Source organism: Mesorhizobium sp. M7A.F.Ca.ET.027.03.2.1, from assembly GCF_003999175.1.
GTDB lineage: Bacteria > Pseudomonadota > Alphaproteobacteria > Rhizobiales > Rhizobiaceae > Mesorhizobium.
Genome location: NZ_RZOM01000024.1, coordinates 1 through 15,323 on the forward strand (window position 1 = coordinate 1; position 15,323 = coordinate 15,323).

Below are 15,323 nucleotides of genomic sequence, written 5' to 3' on the forward strand. Positions count from 1 at the left end.
GCAGGAAGACATGGTCGGCGAGATCCCTGACGCTGCGGATCGGCCGATTGTTGATCAAGGTCGGGCTGACCACGGGAAACAGTTCTAGCCCCGACCATTTGCGCATCCAGCAATCGGTCCAACTGCCGTCGCCATAATGCACGCAGACATCGATGTTGGGCGCCCGCAAATCCTTGGCATCGTTGGAGGGGATAAGCGTCAGCCTTATGTCGGGATATTGCGCCATGAAACTGCCGAGCCGCGGGGTCATCCACAGCAACAGCAGCGCCGGCACGCAGGAGACCGAAAGCGTGCCGCTGCTCGCCGGCCTTGTCATGCGCTGGGTGGCGGCGGCGATGCTGTCGAATGCGCTCGATACCGCCGGCAGAAGTTCCGCGCCATGCGGCGTCAGTTTGACCCGCTGGCCGACACGCTCGAACAGCTTGACACTGAGCGACTGCTCGAGCGCCTTGATCTGGTGGCTGATGGCGCCATGCGTGACGTTCAGCTCACTCGCCGCCTTGGTCAGCGAGCCGTGTCGGGCCGTTGCCTCGAAGGCGCGCAGCGGATTCAGCGGTGGCAGGCGCTTGTTCATGGTATCAACTTTGTTGTGAGATTTTCTCACAAAAAACACCCTAACAATATCAATTGATTTTTCAATGCCGCTGCCAGACACTTGAGCCCGGAACAGCATCAAGACGTGAAATCTGCAGGCAGCCAGCGGGACAGCGACCCGGCCGGATGACGGTCGGTTCGCCAGGCATCACCAACGGTCGCACTGCATCAGCCCGGCAGGAGGAGCGGACATGGGATACGATCGCGGCAAGCTCGACGCGCTGCGTCGCAAATATGGCGAAAGCCATGGCGGCGAGATGTTCGACCCGAAGTTCCGCAAGGTCGCCGACAAGATCTTTTCCAAGAGCGGCACGCGGCTGGCGCCCTATTCAGGCATCCCGACCTTCCTCGCCGCGCCGTACCGCGAAATATCGGCCGACAATCCGGATTTCGGCGATTTGCAGGTGGCGATGATCGGCGTGCCGATGGATCTCGGCGTCACCAACCGGCCGGGCTCGCGCTTCGGGCCAAGGGCGTTGCGCGCCATCGAGCGCATCGGCCCCTACAATCACGTGCTGGAATGCGCGCCGACGCATGAGCTCCGGGTCGCCGATATCGGCGACACGCCGTTCCGCAGCCGCTACCGGCTGGAGATCAGCCATGAGGATATCGAGCGCCGCACCAACCAGATCGTCGATGCCGGCGTCATTCCGCTGTCGATCGGCGGGGACCATTCAATCAGCCATCCGATCCTGAAGGCCGTCGGCAAGAAGGCGCCTGTCGGTCTGATCCACATCGATGCCCATTGCGACACCAGTGGCCTGTTCGACATGACCAAGTTCCACCATGGCGGCCCGTTCCGCAACGCGGTGCTTGACGGCGTGCTCGACCCGACGCGCACGATCCAGATCGGCATCCGCGGCTCGGCCGAATATCTGTGGGAGTTCACCTACGAGTCCGGCATGACCGTGGTGCATGCCGAGGAGGTGACCGGCCTCGGCATTCCGGCCATCATCGAGAAGGCCCGCAGAATAGTCGGCGACGGCCCGACCTACGTCTCCTTCGATATCGACAGCGTCGATCCGGCCTTCGCGCCCGGCACCGGTACGCCGGAAGTCGGCGGGCTGACGACGCGCGAAGTGCTTGAACTGCTGCGCGGCCTCAAGGGCCTCAACATCGTCGGCGGCGACGTCGTCGAGGTGGCGCCGCAATATGACGCGACCACCAACACGGCGCATGCCGCCGCACAGGTGCTGTTCGAGATACTGAGCCTGATGGTGTTCAGCCCGGCTGTCACCGGCAAGGGCGCCTGACTTTCAGAAAGCAAAGGCGGCCGCCGCGCTGGAGCCGACGGCCGACCCGAATAAACAAAGCTTCCAGAGGGGAATAACAATGACAATCCGAAAGACATTCTCATCCATCGCCGCCGTGCTGATGCTTGGCACAGCCGTTTTCGGCCTTTCAATTCAGGCCGCTAGCGCCGATGCGCTGGCGGACATCACCAAGGCCGGCACCATCAATGTCGGCGTCTTCGCCGACTTTCCGCCCTTCTCCTCGGCCAGCGCCGACATGAGCCTCAAGGGCTATGACATGGATGTCGCGCAATACATTGCCGATACGCTCAAGGTGAAGCTCAACCCCATCGCCGTCACCGGCCAGAACCGCATCCCGTATCTGAACGACAAGCGCGTCGACATCCTGATGAGCGTCGGCTACTCGAAGGAACGCGAGCAGGTCATCGATTTCGCCGCCGCCTACGCGCCCTACTACATCGCCGTGATCGGTCCGGCGGCACTTGCGGTCAAGGGCAAGGAAGACCTCGCCGACAAGTCGATCGCCGTCAATCGTGGCACGCTGGAAGACACGTCGCTCACCGAGGCAGCACCGGCGTCGGCTGACATCAAGCGCTTTGACAACTACAATTCTGTGATCCAGGCCTTCATCTCCGGCCAGACGCAGCTGATGGTCGTCGGCAACGACGTCGGCGCGCAGGTGCTGGCCAAGCAGGACGCACTGAAGCCGGAGCAGAAGTTCCAGCTTCTGACCTCGCCCTCGCATATCGGCCTCAACAAGAACGAGGACGGCCTGAAGAAGGCTGTCAACGATGCGGTCGCCAAGATGCTGGCCGACGGCAAGCTGGACGAAAGCTCGAAAGCCTGGCTGAAGACGCCGCTCAATCCCGAAAACCTCAAGGATTGAGTTTCCGTGGCCTTTGCCTGGCTCCCGGGTGCCCTGGGCGACATCGCGCACGGCGCGGCCACGACGATCCTGCTGATCGCCGTGACCACGCTGGCCGGAACGCTGCTCAGCATCCTGGGTGCCGCGGGGCGACGAAACGGGCCGGCGCTGCTCAAGCGGGCAATCGCCTGTTACGTCGAGGTGATGCGCAACACGCCGTTCCTGGTGCAGCTGTTCTTCATTTTCTTCGGGCTGCCCAGCCTCGGCATCCGGCTCGACCCGATCCTGGCCGCCATGCTGGCGATGACGCTCAACATGGCGGCCTACACCATCGAGATCGTCGGCGCCGGGCTAGACGCCGTGCCCGGCGGGCAGACGGAAGCGGCGCTCGCGCTGGGCTTGCGGCCACGCCAGGTGTTCGTCAAGATCGTGCTGCCGCAGGCGCTCAAGATCATCTATCCCGCGCTCACCAGCCAGGTCGTCATCATGATGCTGGAGTCGGCCGTCGTGTCGCAGATCGCCGTGCGTGAGCTGACCTACGAGGCCGACATGCTGCAGGCGCGTACCTTCCGCTCTTTCGAGACCTATTTCGTCGTGACGCTGGTCTATCTCGCTCTGTCGATGGCCTTGCGCCGGCTGCTGGTATCAGGCGGGCGCCGTGCGCTCGGAGCCGGCGTGTCATGATCGAATTCACCTCCTGGGACATCGTGCGCAACCTGCTGCTCGCCGCCCGCTGGACGGTGCTGCTATCGCTGGCCGCCTTCATCGGCGGCGGCATCGTCGGCCTGATCGTGCTGTTCTTCAGGATCGCCAAAAACAAATGGAGCCGGCGCATCGCCTCCGGCTACATCGCCCTGTTCCAGGGAACGCCGCTCCTGATGCAGCTGTTCCTGATGTTCTTCGGGCTGCCGATGCTGGGCCTGCGCATCGAACCCTGGACGGCGGCGGCGCTCGGCCTGACCTTCTTCGCCAGCGCCTATCTCGCCGAGATCTGGCGCTCCGGCGTCGCGGCGCTACCCCTGGGCCAATGGGACGCCGGCGCCAGCCTTGGCCTGCACTATCTGCAGGAGCTGAGGCTGATCATCCTGCCGCAGGCCTTTTCGATCACCCGCGCACCCACCGTCGGCTTCCTGGTGCAGCTGATCAAGTCGACCGCGCTCACCTCCATCATCGGCTTCGAGGAACTGGTGCGGACCTCCAATGCCATCAACAATGCGACCTTCGAACCGTTCAAGGTTTACGGGCTGGTGGCTCTGATCTTCTTCATCATGTGCTTTCCGCTGACGCAATACGCCCGCAGGCTCGAGAAACAGGCGGCTGCTCGCTGACGCGCCAAGGTAGCTGTCCTTACGGTTAGCGCTCGACTTCAGGCCGGCAGCCCAAGCTGCTTGCGCAGGCTCTTGTCGAATGCGGATGCGGGGACGAAACGGCGCAGGAAACTGACCTGGCGCGCCATTTTTCCCGCCGCGTAGCGTTTCTTCGGCGCGGGATCGGTCGCCGCGGCCAAAACGGTGTTGGCGACCACTTCGGGCGCATCGCCTTTTTCCATCGCCTTGCGCACTGATGTGGTCATGCCGACACGCGCGGAGTCGTAGATTTGGAGCGACCGGTCGGGGGCGGCAAGGTTGTCCTCGAATGCCGTGCGGGTATAGGCGGGCTCCACCAGGGAAACGCGAATGCCGAACGGGCGCAATTCGTGATCGAGCGACTCGGAATAACCCTCGATGGCATGTTTGGTAGCCGAGTAGAGTGCGAAATAGGGAGCGGGGATGAACCCCTGCACCGAACTCAAATTGACGATTCTGCCCTTGCCTTGGCGCCGCATCGCCGGCAGAACCGCGTTGGTCACGCGCAAGACGCCAAAGACGTTCACGTCGAACAGTGCCTTGGCCTGAGCGGTCGAGGACTCCTCCGCGCCGCCAAACAGGCCCATGCCGGCATTGTTGACCAGCAGGTCGATGCGTCCAGCCTTGGCCAGAACGTCCTCGACCATTGTCGCGACGGACGCGTCGTCGGTCACGTCGCAGGTCAGCATGGTCACGCCGGCGGATTGCTGGGAGCCCGTGCGACGGCTGGTTCCGAAGACGCGAAAGCCGGCGCCTAGCAAGGCGTCGGCGGTAGCGCGCCCGATGCCGGACGATGCCCCTGTGACCAGGGCGACGCCAGGATTGGTCTTGTTCATGGAAATCATATCCTTCTTTGCGTTGGATCGGATTGGGAAAAGCATGAGAGGCCGGGGCAAAGGGCGTTGGTCATGACTGCGTCCGGCTACCGGTTAGTTCCAGCGTCTTAACAGGGCGCTGGCATTCACGCCGCCGAAGCCGAAGCCATTGGAGATCGCGTACTCCATCTCCATGGGCCGGGGTGCGTTGGCGACGAAGTCGATTCCGTCGCCGGCCGGATCGGCCTCGCCCAGGTTGAGGGTTGGCGGGGCGACCTGATCCCTGAGCGCCAGGATTGCGAAGATAGCACCAAGCCCGCCGGCCGCTCCGAGCAGGTGCCCGGTCGCCGATTTCGTGGCACTGACAGCTATCGCGAAATCGCGCCCGAACACGCTCTTGATCGCTTCGATCTCACCCAGGTCGCCGACTGACGTGGAGGTCGCATGCGCATTGAGATGACGAACCTGGCGTGGCGAAATCCCTGCCTGGGCAATCGCGATCTGCATGGCCCGACGCGCGCCGTCGCCGTCCTCCGGCCCGGAGGTAACGTGGTGGGCATCCGCGGTCGTGCCGTAGCCGACGAGCTCAGCCAACGGCTTTGCGCCGCGCGCCAACGCGTGGTCCAATGCCTCGATGACCAGCACGCCGGCTCCTTCGCCCATGACGAAGCCGTCCCGCGATGTGTCGAAAGGGCGCGAGGCTTGAGCCGGCGCCCAATTGAAGCCGGTCGAAAGAGAACGAGCGGCTGCGAAACCGCCGAGACTGACGGTGTTGATGCACGCTTCCGTCCCGCCGCACACGGCGATGTCGGCTTCGTTGGCCCGGATCAGGCGGGCGGCGTCGCCGATCGCCTGGATGCCCGCCGCGCATGCCGTTACCGGTGCGCCGAGTGGACCTTTGAAACCATGACGGATCGAGATGTGGCCCGCCGCGAGGTTTACCAGGAAGGACGGCACCGTAAAGGGAGACAGGCGGCGGGCGCCACGCAGGTCCACCGTGCGCACCGCCTCGGTGATGGCGGGGAACCCGCCGACCCCTGAAGCGATGATCGTGGCCGTGCGCAGGCGCTCCGTTTCCAGGGCAGGCTTCCATTGCGCCTGCGCGAGCGCCTCTTCCGCCGCAGCCAGCGCAAAGAGGATGAACCGGTCCACCTTGCGTTGATCCTTCGCGGACAGGACGGCATCGGCATCGAAACCAGCCTCCGGATCTTCGCCCAGGGAGGGAACCACGCCGCCAATTTTAACCGGCAGCTCTCCCACCACATCGTCAGGAAGCCTGCGAACGCCCGACCGGCCGGCAAGCAGGCGTGACCAGGACGCTTCGACATTGGCGGCCAAGGGCGTGACCGCTCCCATGCCCGTGACGACAATCCGTTGCATCTGCTCTCCTATTCTTGGTGTGCCGGCGGCGTTGCTCGCGCCGTTCAAGCGGCGACTGCTTCGCGAACCTGATCGGCCGCCGCATCCAGAAAAGCCCGCGCAAGGTCGGGGTCGTTGACGACTCGCGAGAGCACGACCGCGCCGACCATCGTCGAGAGAACGGCCATTGCCTTGTTGCCGGTCTTTTCGCTGTCGCCCTCGCCAACCCAACCGCCGAGCATCTCAAGGTACGCCTTGATCCCGGCCTCGAATGACGCCTTCACCTCGGCACCTTGCCTGGCCGCATCCGAGCCGAGCGCAACGACCGGGCAGCCGTCCATCTTTTCCCCGCGATGATCCATGCTGAGGTAGAATGAGATCACCCCATCGAGAGGATTCCCAGGATTTGCCGCGGTCGCGGCCGACCATTTGTGGGTGGCGCTTTCCATCGCCCGCCTGGACGCCAGCGCCGCCAAATCGTCCTTCGACTCGAATTGCTTGTAAAAGGCGCCCTGGGTCAGCCCGGCCCCCTTCATCAGATCCTTGAGGCCGATGCCGTCGAAGCCGCGCTCCCGAAAAAGCCGGCTTGCCACATTGATCACGGTCTCGCGGTTTTCCGCGGCCTGAGTGCGACTCACACGCATCGTCATCTCCTTTTTTAGATTGCATTCGTAATCTATACCCTATATAGAGGGTGAACGCAATCTAAAAAAGGACAAATGAGATGACACGCAAAACCCTGGGCGCCTCGCTTCTGGCGGCGCTGTTTCTTGCAACCCCGGCTCTTGCCGAGGAAGCCACCATCGGACGGCCGATCGAAGGCGGCAGCCTGCACCAGGGACACCTGGACATGGTGGCCTACTACGTTCCGAACGGCGACCTGCTGGAGGTCACCGCCACTTTCGCATCGAAGGCCGGGGGTGATCCGCTGCGGGTTGTCATGGTCCTCGCCAACAGTGACTCCGTGGCGTTTTCCATACCGGGCTACCCGGGCTCGCTCTACGCGTTCTCAAGGTCCGGCAAGGAGGTGACGGTCTCGACCGAGACTGACACATCCCAGCGGGCCGACGCGACAATGCCCTGACCCTGACGCGCAGGCCGCGGCCGCGCGATGCTGGCCGGGGCTCTCGCGTCGGAACGGCGCGCCACCAACAAGTCTGGAGAGAGGTCACATGCTTTACAGCTATTTTGTCGAAAAATCGATCCGGCAGAGCTTCGACGACGTCAACAACCATCGCTGGGATGCGGCGGTGAAGGCCATCGCGCCACATGTCCATCACCGGGTCGGCGGCGCCCACGCTCTTGGTGGGGAGCGCCACGACAAGCAAGCCCTGCGCCGCTGGTTCGAGCGCCTCGGCCGTGTTCTGCCCACTCTCCAGCTCACGGTCAACCACGTCTGGGTGAAGGGCTGGCCGTGGCATACCACCGTGTTCGCCCAGTGGGATGGCACCGCAACCCTGCTCAACGGCGATACGTCCTACATCAACCGTGGTCTCCACGTGTTCACGCTGCGGTGGGGCACGGTTCATGCGCTCGAGGAGTTTTACGATTCACAGGCGGCGGCGCGCGGTCTCGCCGCTCAAGCCGCAGCCGGCCTCGAAGAAGCTGTCGCCGAACAGATAACAAGCTAGCGGAAGCGCGGTCCGAGGGCCGGCCCAGGTTTACGGACCGGTCGCTGATCGTCTTCGTCATGTCGCAGCATCGGTCGAGCCGAGGCAGGCATACAGCTTTCCTGTTAGGAATAGGCCTTGACATCTTACCGTTCGAATTGTCCATTTGATGCTTGACCGGGCCGAACGGGGCGGCGAGGGCGGACAGGGGCAAACCGGCGCGTGGATAGACAGTCGAGTCGAGTGCTGTTGAAGACGGTTGGGCTGACAAAAGCCTTTCGAGGGCTGGTTGCCCTGCGGGATCATTCCATCGAGCTCCACGAAGGTGAAATCGTTGGGGTAATCGGGCCGAATGGCTCGGGTAAGAGCACGCTTTTCAACCTGATCACCGGCTTCTCCCAGCCGAATTCCGGTAGCATCGAGATGGAGGGCCGTTCGATCGTCGGCCTGCGCACGTCGCAGATCGTCGCGATGGGCATTGCCCGCACCTTTCAAGGTTCTCGCCTGTTCGGCAGCCTCAGCGTCGCACAGAACGTGCTGACGGCGGCGCAGTTGCGCCATCCTGTCGGCTCCGTCGACACCGTGCTGCGCGGTCGGCGCTATCGCGAGCGGGTGGCCGCGACGCGGCAGAAGGCCGACGAACTCCTCGACCTCATGGGCCTGACGGATCAGGCCGGCAGGGTCGCCGCGGATCTTCCCTATGGCGATCAGCGGCGGCTGGAGATTGCGCGTGCGTTGGCGACCGGCCCGCAACTGCTGCTGCTCGATGAGCCCGCAGCCGGGCTTGATTCCAACGAGACCAAGGTGTTGGCAGCGCTGATCCGGACGATCCGTGACCGCTACGGCGTAACGGTGGTCGTTGTCGAGCACGACATGGACCTGATCATGGCGCTGTGCGAACGCATCCAGGTGCTGGCGACTGGCGAGGTGATCTGCGTCGGAACACCGGAGCAGGTGCGCGAACACCCGAAAGTGCGGGAGGCGTATCTTGGCCACGCCTAGCCCCGTGCTGCTCAGCGTCGAGAACCTCGAGGTCAATTTCGGCGCGGTGCGTGCGCTGAAGGGCATTTCGCTCGACGTCCATGCCGGCGAGGTGGTGGCGTTGGTGGGGGCCAACGGCGCCGGCAAGAGCACGACTTTGCGCACCATTTCCGGCCTGTCGCGGCCGCGCGGCGGCAAGATCATCTTCGATGGCAAGCCGATTGGAGGTATCGCTCCGTCGCGCATCGTAAGTCTGGGCATCGCGCAGAGCCCGGAGGGCAGGCGCCTGTTCGGCGGCCTGACGGTGGCCGACAATCTGCGGCTCGGCGCCTGCACCCGCACCGACAAGGAGGCCGTCGTCAGAGACAGCGAGCGCATGTTCATGCTGTTCCCGATTCTCAAGCAGCGGCTGAAGCAACTGGCCGGCACGCTGTCGGGCGGCGAACAGCAGCAGCTGGCTCTGGCGCGCGCGCTGATGGCGGCGCCGCGCCTGCTGCTGCTCGACGAGCCTTCGCTCGGCGTTGCGCCGCTGCTGGTGCGCCATATCTTCAGCGCGCTTGCCGAACTGAAGCGCCAGGGCATGACGATGCTGCTGGTGGAACAGAACATCACGCTCGCGCTGGACCTCGCCGACCGTGCCTATGTGCTGCGCACGGGTCAGGTGGCGCTGTCGGGCCGGTCCGCGGAACTGCGCGACAGCGAACGCGTGGCTCAGGCATATCTTGGGGCGGCAACATGACCCAACTGGATTATATCCTGCAGCAGATCGTCAATGCGGTGAGCCTAGGCAGCCTCTACGCACTGGTGGCGGTCGGCCTGTCGATCGTCTTCGGCGTGCTCAAGCTGACCAATTTCGCGCATGGCGACGTCATGATGGTAGGGGCCTTCGGGGTTGCCTTGCTGGTCGGCATCGGCGTTCCGTTCCCGGTCGCCGTGATCTGCGGCATCGCCGCGGCCGCCGTCGCGGGCTTCCTTATCGAACGCATCGCCTATCGTCCGATCCGCGACGCGCCCGACGTCGCGCGACTGCTCACCAGCCTCGCCGTCACCTACATCATCGAGAACGTCGGCATCCTGGTGTTCACCTCCTCGCCGCGCAATTTTCCACTCCCCGATATTCTCAACACCTCCTGGGAAATGTCGAACGGCGCCATCACCTTCACCAGCATCAATCTCCTGACCATCGCGCTGACCTTCGTGTCGCTGCTGCTCCTCGGCTGGTTCATCACGCGCACCACGACCGGGCTCGGCATGCGCGCCGCGGCTGAGGACATGTCGGCGGCACACCTTGTCGGTCTGAACGTCAACCGGCTGATCATCGTCGCCTTCATCGTCGCCTCCGCCTATGCCGGCCTCGCCGGCATTCTGTGGGCGGCACAGGCCGGCGTGGTGCAGCCGCAGATGGGCTTCACGCCGCTCCTGAAGGCTTTCGTGGCGGCAATCATCGGCGGTTTCGGGTCGATCGCGGGCGCCCTGGTCGGCGGCTACATATTGGGCGCGCTGGAGATCTTCATCGTCGCATTCCTGCCGAGCAGCGTTTCGTCCTATCGCGACGCAATCGTCTTCGCCGTGCTGATCGCCTTCCTCCTGGTGCGCCCGGGCGGGCTGCTCCAGCCAAACCGGGAGATAAAGCTGTGAGCCGGGAAGCGCGGATCACACTCCTCGTCCTCGTCGCCCTGGTGGCGGGAGCAGCTGTCGCTTTCGGTGCACCGCACGTGCTGAGCGACTATTTCGTCCGGATTATCCTGCTGATCGCGCTGAATGCTATCCTGGTGCTGGCGCTGTCGCTGAGCAACGGTTTTACGGGCGTGTTTTCGCTCGGTCATGTCGGCTTCATCGGCGCCGGCGCGTATATTTCGGGAATCCTGTCGATCCCGGTGCAGCAGAAGATGGCGCTGCTGCCGCATCTGCCGACGTTTCTGCATGCTTTCAGCCTCCCCTTCCTGCCGGCGACGCTGGTGGCAGGTCTTCTGACGGCACTGCTTGCGGTGGTCGTCGGTTACCCCTTGATGCGCCTGTCGGGCTATTTCGTTTCGGTGGCGACGATGGGATTCTTGATTATCGTCAACGTGGTGCTGATCAATGCGTCGGACTTCACCCGAGGCGCCCGCACGTTCACCGGCGTGCCGCTGGAGACGACGTTGCCCTGGGTGATGGGTTGGCTCGCCATCACGGTGTTCGTGCTGGCGCGCCTGGTCTATTCGCCTTTCGGGCGCGCCATGAAGGCGGTGCGCGACGACACGATCGCGGCCAGCGCTGTCGGAATCGGCGTGTTGCGGACCAGACTGATCGCCTTCGTCATAGGCGCGTTCTTCTCAGGCGTCGGCGGGTCGCTCTACGCACATTATCTCGGCTCGTTTTCGCCGAACACCTTTTACTTCGCGCTGACGATGAGCCTGATCACAATGCTGGTGCTGGGCGGCATGGGCTCCCTGACCGGCGCGGTGGTCGGCGTCATCTGCGTTTCGCTGTTGTCGGAGGTCCTGCGCTCGGTCGAACGCGGCTTCACGATCGGCGATTTTGCGGTGCCGGCCCTGTTTGGCGCCAGCCAGATCGTGCTCGGCTTCATCTTCATTCTAGTCATGATCTTCCGGCCGAAGGGGATCATGGGGGACCGGGAACTTACGTTCGGATTAACCCAAAGATCGGCAACGGTGAACCAGACAGAGGAACGAAAACGATGATCAAACTCACTCGACGCGGCACCATCGGCCTGGGACTGGGCGCATTTTTCGCGCTTGCCTCGGCCAGCACGGCACTTGCTGCCGACACGATCAAGATCGGCTATCCGGCAAACCTGACGGGCATCCAGGCCTCCCTCGACGGTCCGATGCTGAACGGCGCCAAGCTGGCAGCGAGCGAAATCAACGCCGCCGGCGGCGTGCTCGGCCAGCAGATAGAACTGGTGATCTACGACTCCAAGAGCGATTCGACGACGATCTCGACCGTCGCCAGCCAGTTGATCGACAGCGACAAGGTCGTCGGCATCATCGGCTTCGCCGATTCCGACTCGGTGCTGGCCATCGGACCGCAGGTCCAGAAGGCGCAGATCCCGTTCATCACCCCCGGCGCGACCTCGCCGAAATTGCCGAGCCAGCTCGGCAACGAGATCTTCCTGGCCGCCTTCGGCGACAACGTTCAGGCCGCGGTTGGCGCGGAATTTGCGCTGAACAAGCTGAACGGCAAGACCGCCTACCTGCTCACCGACATCGGCACCGAATACACAACGCTGCTGTCGGACTACTTCGTCACCGCCTACGAGCATGGCGGGGGCAAGATTTTGGAGCGCGACACCTACAAGATCGGCGACAAGACCTTTACCGCGCAGATCGCCAAACTGAAGGCGCTGTCGCCGCAGCCCGACTTCGTCTATGCCTCGTCGAATGCCGAGGAAATCGGCCTGATCTTGAAGCAGATGCGCCAGGCCGGCATCAACCTGCCGGTCATTGGCGGCGACGGCTACGACACGCCCTTGCTGATCCAGGTCGGCGGCGACGCAGCCAAGGACACCTACTTCACCACCCACGCCTATATCGGTGAGGGCGCCACCCCGAAGGTGCAGGCCTTCATCGACGCCTACACCAAGTCGGTCGGCAATGCCCCGGAGAACGCTTTCGCTGCGCTCGGTTACGACTCGGTCAAGCTGATGGCCGACGCGATCAAGCGTGCCGGCGCGCCGGATCCGGCCAAGATCCGCGACGCACTGGCCGCTACGTCCGGGCTCGACGGCGTGACCGGAACGATCACCTACCGCCCGGGCATTTCGGTGCCGGACAAGTCGGTCTCGGTCATCGGTGTCAAGGACGGCAAGCTTGTCCTGGCAAGTGAAGCGGCACCGACCTTTGTCGCGGAGCCGTGATCTTGTCCACTCCGGGTTCCCTTTGGGACATCTACAGGTCGCGGCTCTCCGCCGCGACCTTCACCGACCTGACGCATGCGTTTCATCCGGGCCAGCCGCATTTCCCGGCCTTCCCGGACGAGGAGCGCCGTGCGTTGCTCGATTTTTCGAAGGGCGACGCCTTCCAGGTCCACCACTACGCCTTCGTCGGACAGTGGGGCACCCATGTCGATCCGCCGGTGCACTTCATCGACGGCGGCCGCTCGATCGACCAACTGCCGGTGGCGGAGATGCTTCTGCCGTTGGTCATCCTCGACATCAGCGACAGGGTCGCCGCCGATCCCGACGCGACGCCGACGCTCGACGACATTTCCGCTTGGGAGACGCGGAACGGCCGTGTCCCCGAAAAGTGTTTTGTCGCACTTCGCACCGGGTGGTGGCCGCGCTGGCCAGACCCGGTGGCGTTTCAGAACAAGTCGGCCGACGGTATCTCGCATGCGCCGGGCTGGTCGAAGCCGGTGCTGGAGGAACTTCTGGAACGCCGCGGTGTCGCTGCCATCGGGCACGAGGGCATGGATACCGATCCCGGCCGCGCCACTTCCGCGGGTGACGCAAGCCTGGAATACTATGTGCTGTCCCGCGACTGCTGGCAGATCGAGCTCCTGGCCAATCTCGACAAGGTGCCTGAAGCCGGTGCGTTGATAATGGCAAGCTGGCCAAAGCCAAAGGCCGGATCCGGCTTCCCGGCTCGCGCTGTCGCCATCCATGAAGCGGCCGGCTGAACGCGTGAAGCCGCAGCTGGTGGCGGTCTAGGGACCGCCACACAACGATCATCAGACACGGAATTCAGACATGGATATAGACACAGTCCGCGATGCTTTTCCGGCGATGGCGAGAGGTGCCGAGCCGAAAAAGCGGATTTTCTTCGACAATCCCGCGGGAACCCAGATGGCGAGCCGATCGATCGAGCGTATGACGCGTGCCATGATCGAGACCAACGCCAATCTTGGCGGCTATTTTGAAACCTCACTCGCGGCCCAGGCGATGGTCGACGACGCGCATCAGGCGATGGCCGATTTCTTCAATGCCGCGGACCGGCGTGAGGTGGTGTTCGGCCAGAACATGACGACTCTGACTTTCGCCGTCTCGCGCGCAATCGGCCGCGATCTGAACGCCGGCGACGCCATCGTGCTGACGCGCATGGATCATGACGCCAACGTTGCACCCTGGCTGATGCTGGCGGAGGATCGCGGGCTTGAAGTGCGCTGGATCGACCTCGATCCAAAAACGTTCGAACTCGACCTGTCGACGCTGGAGGCCACTATCGACGAGCAGGTCAAGCTGGTCGCCGTCGGCTATGCCAGCAACGTTACCGGCACGATTAACGACGTCAAGCGGATTGCGCAGCGCGCACGCGCTGTCGGGGCGCTGAGCTACATCGATGCGGTGCAGTTCGCGCCGCATGGGGTGATCGACGTCCAGGAGATTGGCTGTGATTTCCTGGTTTGCTCGGCCTACAAATTTTTCGGACCGCATCACGGGGTGTTGTGGGGCCGGTTCGATCTGCTGCAGGCGCTGACCGCCTATAGAGTGCGCGCGGCTTCGAACACGCCACCTGGAAAATTCGAGACGGGGACGACAAGCCGCGAGGCGCTTGCCGGGGTGCTTGGCGCCGTCGAGCACTATGCCTGGCTCGGACAGTCCTTCGGCAACGTCCACCCGCAGGCGACGCGGCGGGAGCGCATCGTCGCCGGCATTGAAGCCGCCGACCGCTATGAGCGTGTCCTGACAGCACGGCTGATTGCCGGATTGTCCAGAATTGATGGCGTCTTGATCCAGGGCATATCAGATGTGGCGGCGCTGGCGCGCCGTGTGCCTACCGTATCGATCACCGTTGACGGACCCGATCCCGCCGATATCGCCAAGGCGATGGCAAAGGAAGGCATCTATCTCTGGCACGGCCACAATTACGGTTTGGAGCCAATCAAGCGGCTGGGGCTTGCGGACCGCAACGGCGTCGTCCGCATCGGGCTGGCCCATTACAACACCGAGGCGGAAGTCGATTTCCTGTTGGCGAAGCTGGCAACCTGGATGAAGACGCGGACCTGACATGCGCGACAAAAACGGAACCCCGAGGATCGGCGTCAAGCTGCGCCATGCCAGACAGGTGCTTGGCCTCAGCCTGGAAGAGCTCGGCGCGCGCATCGGGCTGACCGAGGGCTATCTCTCGAAGATCGAAAACGACCGCGCGACGCCCTCGATGGCGGCTCTGCACCGGCTGGTGCAGGCGCTGGGCATCAACATGAACGCGATGTTCGGCACGGTGCAGCACAATGCCTCGGAAGTGTTCGTTTTGCGGCACAACGAGCGTCCGCACATGGAGACGGGACATCGGCGTTCAGGCAACCATGTCGTGCTCGAGCAATTGGTGCCATCCGGTCCGGAATATCTGCTGCAGATCAACGTCCACGTGATCGAGGCCGGCGGCGGCAGCCCCGAGTTGATCAGCCATAAGGGACAGGAATTCGGCTACGTGCTCGAAGGTTCCGTCGAGTTGCTGGTCGAGGCGAACGTGGTGGCGCTCGAGGCAGGCGACGTGTTCTATTTCAACTCCGAACTCGGCCACGGCTACCGCAATATCGGTTCGACCACGGTCCGTATC

18 protein-coding genes are annotated in these 15,323 nt (G+C 63.5%); 14 read left to right on the top strand and 4 right to left on the bottom strand.

Going from position 1 to position 15,323, the window contains the following annotated elements; genetic code table 11:
* A partial coding sequence (locus EN750_RS02380) for a LysR family transcriptional regulator (protein WP_127395527.1) occupies positions 1-574 on the bottom strand: 574 nt, incomplete at its 3' end.
* A gap of 211 nt (positions 575-785) precedes the next feature.
* Here EN750_RS02380 and speB point away from each other — a divergent pair.
* From speB to EN750_RS02400, 4 genes are all read left to right on the top strand, one after another.
* Positions 786-1,847 carry an agmatinase gene (gene speB / locus EN750_RS02385; RefSeq protein WP_127395528.1) on the top strand — a complete coding sequence of 354 codons (1,062 nt, stop codon included), beginning with the start codon at positions 786-788 and terminating at the stop codon, positions 1,845-1,847.
* A 79-nt stretch (positions 1,848-1,926) separates the two neighbouring features.
* Positions 1,927-2,733: a transporter substrate-binding domain-containing protein gene (locus EN750_RS02390; RefSeq protein ID WP_127395529.1), complete on the top strand. Its 807-nt coding sequence runs from the start codon at positions 1,927-1,929 to the stop codon at positions 2,731-2,733.
* Positions 2,734-2,739: 6 nt separating this feature from the next.
* Positions 2,740-3,396 (top strand): amino acid ABC transporter permease, encoded by a 657-nt coding sequence (locus EN750_RS02395; protein ID WP_027040069.1) that lies wholly within the window; start codon positions 2,740-2,742, stop codon positions 3,394-3,396.
* Entirely contained in the window at positions 3,393-4,040 is a 648-nt protein-coding gene (locus EN750_RS02400; protein ID WP_027040068.1) for an amino acid ABC transporter permease, read from the top strand. The genes EN750_RS02395 and EN750_RS02400 overlap by 4 nt, the downstream gene beginning before the upstream one ends.
* Positions 4,041-4,078: 38 nt before the next feature.
* Here EN750_RS02400 and EN750_RS02405 read toward each other — a convergent pair whose 3' ends face one another.
* The 3 genes from EN750_RS02405 to EN750_RS02415 form a co-directional block, all read right to left on the bottom strand.
* Positions 4,079-4,894 (bottom strand): oxidoreductase, encoded by an 816-nt coding sequence (locus tag EN750_RS02405; RefSeq protein WP_127395530.1) that lies wholly within the window; start codon positions 4,892-4,894, stop codon positions 4,079-4,081.
* A gap of 93 nt (positions 4,895-4,987) precedes the next feature.
* Positions 4,988-6,253 (bottom strand): beta-ketoacyl-ACP synthase II, encoded by a 1,266-nt coding sequence (gene fabF / locus EN750_RS02410; RefSeq protein WP_127395536.1) that lies wholly within the window; start codon positions 6,251-6,253, stop codon positions 4,988-4,990.
* Positions 6,254-6,297: 44 nt separating this feature from the next.
* Positions 6,298-6,876, bottom strand: coding sequence for a TetR/AcrR family transcriptional regulator (locus EN750_RS02415; protein ID WP_127395531.1), 579 nt, complete (start codon positions 6,874-6,876; stop codon positions 6,298-6,300).
* Positions 6,877-6,956: 80 nt separating this feature from the next.
* Here EN750_RS02415 and EN750_RS02420 point away from each other — a divergent pair, with 80 nt between their 5' ends.
* The 10 genes from EN750_RS02420 to EN750_RS02465 form a co-directional block, all read left to right on the top strand.
* Entirely contained in the window at positions 6,957-7,316 is a 360-nt protein-coding gene (locus tag EN750_RS02420; protein WP_127395532.1) for a hypothetical protein, read from the top strand.
* A gap of 88 nt (positions 7,317-7,404) precedes the next feature.
* The gene (locus EN750_RS02425) at positions 7,405-7,863 is read left to right on the top strand and encodes a nuclear transport factor 2 family protein (RefSeq protein WP_027040066.1); all 459 of its coding nucleotides are present in this window, start codon (positions 7,405-7,407) and stop codon (positions 7,861-7,863) included.
* Between the two features lie 201 nt (positions 7,864-8,064).
* The gene (locus EN750_RS02430) at positions 8,065-8,844 is read left to right on the top strand and encodes an ABC transporter ATP-binding protein (protein ID WP_050596724.1); all 780 of its coding nucleotides are present in this window, start codon (positions 8,065-8,067) and stop codon (positions 8,842-8,844) included.
* Positions 8,831-9,562 (top strand): ABC transporter ATP-binding protein, encoded by a 732-nt coding sequence (locus EN750_RS02435; RefSeq protein WP_081738954.1) that lies wholly within the window; start codon positions 8,831-8,833, stop codon positions 9,560-9,562. The genes EN750_RS02430 and EN750_RS02435 overlap by 14 nt, the downstream gene beginning before the upstream one ends.
* Positions 9,559-10,461, top strand: coding sequence for a branched-chain amino acid ABC transporter permease (locus EN750_RS02440; RefSeq protein WP_013528427.1), 903 nt, complete (start codon positions 9,559-9,561; stop codon positions 10,459-10,461). Before EN750_RS02435 ends, EN750_RS02440 begins: the two co-directional genes overlap by 4 nt.
* The gene (locus tag EN750_RS02445; RefSeq protein ID WP_027040063.1) at positions 10,458-11,507 is read left to right on the top strand and encodes a branched-chain amino acid ABC transporter permease; all 1,050 of its coding nucleotides are present in this window, start codon (positions 10,458-10,460) and stop codon (positions 11,505-11,507) included. Before EN750_RS02440 ends, EN750_RS02445 begins: the two co-directional genes overlap by 4 nt.
* Entirely contained in the window at positions 11,504-12,682 is a 1,179-nt protein-coding gene (locus tag EN750_RS02450; RefSeq protein WP_127395533.1) for an ABC transporter substrate-binding protein, read from the top strand. The genes EN750_RS02445 and EN750_RS02450 overlap by 4 nt, the downstream gene beginning before the upstream one ends.
* Entirely contained in the window at positions 12,679-13,443 is a 765-nt protein-coding gene (locus EN750_RS02455) for a cyclase family protein (RefSeq protein WP_245482584.1), read from the top strand. Before EN750_RS02450 ends, EN750_RS02455 begins: the two co-directional genes overlap by 4 nt.
* 70 nt (positions 13,444-13,513) lie before the next feature.
* The gene (locus tag EN750_RS02460; RefSeq protein ID WP_127395534.1) at positions 13,514-14,770 is read left to right on the top strand and encodes a cysteine desulfurase-like protein; all 1,257 of its coding nucleotides are present in this window, start codon (positions 13,514-13,516) and stop codon (positions 14,768-14,770) included.
* A 1-nt stretch (position 14,771) separates the two neighbouring features.
* The coding region (locus tag EN750_RS02465) for a cupin domain-containing protein (protein WP_127395535.1) at positions 14,772-15,323 on the top strand (552 nt) is incomplete at its 3' end.